Source organism: Streptomyces sp. NPDC000941, assembly GCF_053599555.1.
Genome location: NZ_JBSFMM010000490.1, coordinates 1 through 2533 on the forward strand (window position 1 = coordinate 1; position 2533 = coordinate 2533).

Genomic DNA, 2533 nt, shown 5'->3' on the forward strand with positions numbered 1-2533 from the left:
CCTCGGTGTGCAGGAGTTGCTTGGCCTCGGCGAGGCGCTCCTCGTCGATCTCAATGGTGATCTTGGCCATCATGTCCTCCCTGAATGCCTGGGCACCCTCGCAATGATAACAAATGCCTTATCGGTGGTGCTGGTGCAGGTGTTGCGCGTCGACATCAAAGCGAATGCTGAGGGTTGGCCTCGGCTAGGATGCCCCGCGTCGGCTCCCATGGGCGGGGGAGGGGAGTTCGGGTCCACGCGGTCAAAGTCGCCGGACCGTGGTCCGCGTCACTCGGGGGAGGGGCGCGTCGCCCGACTGTGTCCCAGCGACGCCGGCTGGCGCGTAGTGTGCGGGGTGCGTGCCTCTTGGGCTTCGTGTGGCGCCGTATGGCCCTGAACGGATTGCTACAGCGTGGTACGGCTGGTTACGGAGAGTGGTCACTGGGCTGGGGGTCAAGACATCCGATGCGGATGATCTGTCAAGCGGCTGCCGCGAGGGCTGGGCTTGTGGGTGCGGGGAATGCGGTTGTTTCGTCGTAGTGGATGCCGTGGGTCAGGCAGTGGTGGAGGCACCCGAGCAGTCGGTTGAAGAGGTTGCGCTGTGCGGCGGTGTGGCGGTCTTTGGCCTTGCGTCGGCGGTCGTAGTGGGCTCTGGCGCCGGGTGAGGCGGTGAGGGCGGAGAAGGCCCAGACGTAGCCGGCGGAGGTCAGGCGCTGGTTCTTGACCCGGCGGGCGAGGACGGCGACGCTTTTTCCGGACGCCCGGGTGACTGGTGCGGCCCCGGCGAAGGCTTTGAGGCCTTTCGCGTCGGTGAAGCGGGATCGGTCGTCGCCGATCTCGGCGAGCACCCGGGCGCCGGTGAGTGAGCCGAGCCCTGGGAAGCTGGTGATGATCTCGGCGTCCGGGTGTGTTAAAGGATTCCACCGCCGCTTGGGCTAGGTCGTCTGCGCTGGTGCAGGCTGCGTCGAGCTGGCGTAGCAGGGCGGTGGTCTGGTGTCCCATGGCCTGCTCGACCAGGGGGAGTTGCCGCATCTGTGGGGCGCGGAGAGCGGTGTGGAGGCGGTCGGCTTCGGTGTCGATGCCGCGCTTGCGGCCGGCCTTGGCAAGGAGTGTGCGCAGTTGGGGGCGTGTGAGTTTGGCTGCCTGGGCGGGGGTGGGTGCGGCGGCCAGAAGTGTGCGGGCGATGGGGGAGCTGAGGCCTTCGCGCAGTGGTTGGACGGCGGTGAGGAAGCCGGGGAAGTAGGCGCGCAGGTGGGAGCGGAGTTTGTTGCCGGCTTGGGTGCGGTCCCAGACGGCGTCCTGCTGGGCTCGGGCCAGGACGGCGATGGCCTGGGCGAGCTCGCTGTCGTGGGGGAGGGGCCGGTGAGCTGCGGCGTCGGTGCGCAGGATGTTGGCCAGGACCATGGCGTCGAGGTGGTCGGACTTCTTGCGGGCGACCGTGTGCCGGTCGCGGTAGCGGGCGGCGGCCATCGGGTTGATGGCGTAGACGGGGCGTTGCGTGGCGCGGAGGCAGGCCACGAGCAGGCCGCGGGAGGTCTCGATCGCCACCGGAATCGGAGCGTCTTCGGTGTCTCCGTGTGTGGTGAGCAGGTCGAGGAGTTGGTGCAGGCCGGTGGCGTCGTCGCCGATGCGGGTTCGGGCTAACAGGGCTCCGTCCTGGTCGACCAGGGCGATGTCGTGGTGGTCGCTGGCCCAGTCGATCCCACAGAACACTTTCATGGTCATGGTGTTGTGCGCGTCCTCTCGGTCGGGTTGCGTGTCGCTGCTGGTCGCAGCTGTGCGGGGGCACGCGTCTCCCTAATGGAAGGGCTCGATGGCCCGGCATCCGATCAGTCGTTCGTGACCCCAGCTGCCCGCGGGTCCCTCGGTCTGGGCTGGAACTCACAGGTTCCAGGCGTCGTGAGAGGTGGTTCCCGCGAGGGGCTTGGACCACGAACACCAACGATCGGATCATCGGTCTGGTTGCGTGCTCGCGATGTGGTGGCGATGGCCACAAGAAACACCCAGCTCAGCGGCCTGATCGGGATATTGACACCCTTCACGGGCCTGGTTGGTTTCCCTTCGCCATTTCCAGCGCGCCAGACGACGGTGCCAGGTCAGCAGGGTGCCCGGGGTGACCAGCCGATGGCGACGCAAGACGGGTGGCAGGTGCCGTGCGAGAGCGGAGAGCACGGCACGATCGGCCCATGAGAGCCGCGGGCGCTCGATCTGTCGGCGCAGCACAGCGACCTCATGGCGGAGAGCGAGGATCTCGGCGTTGTTCGCGGCGGTCGATCGGCCCAGCAAGAGGAGGCCGCCCAGTAGTCGGCAGAAGATCAGGTAGAGCAGTCGCAGACCCACGATCACTGATCATGCCCATACTTGAGCGATCGCAAAGTCCCACGTCAACCACCGTACGGCAATAAAGACACCCTTCAGGCGTCGAATTCCTGGCTGTACTTGCCGTCGCGGTCGCGCAGTAAGAAGCTGTTGTCTTTCCGGGCTTGAGGACGGTGTTTTCGCTGGTCGGGCATAGGGTCGGTGATCCTGTGGGAGTGGTGGTCTGTCGTGTCGT

Annotated in this window: 1 protein-coding gene and 1 pseudogene; both read right to left on the bottom strand. The window is 66.7% G+C overall.

Annotation, left to right across the window (positions count from 1 at the left end; genetic code table 11):
* Positions 1–458: 458 nt before the first annotated feature.
* A pseudogene (locus ACWDSL_RS52960) lies at positions 459–1698 on the bottom strand (IS110 family transposase).
* Between the two features lie 231 nt (positions 1699–1929).
* On the bottom strand, positions 1930–2319 hold the full coding sequence (locus tag ACWDSL_RS52965) for an integrase (RefSeq protein WP_450496885.1): 390 nt from the start codon (positions 2317–2319) through the stop codon (positions 1930–1932).
* Positions 2320–2533: the final 214 nt, after the last annotated feature.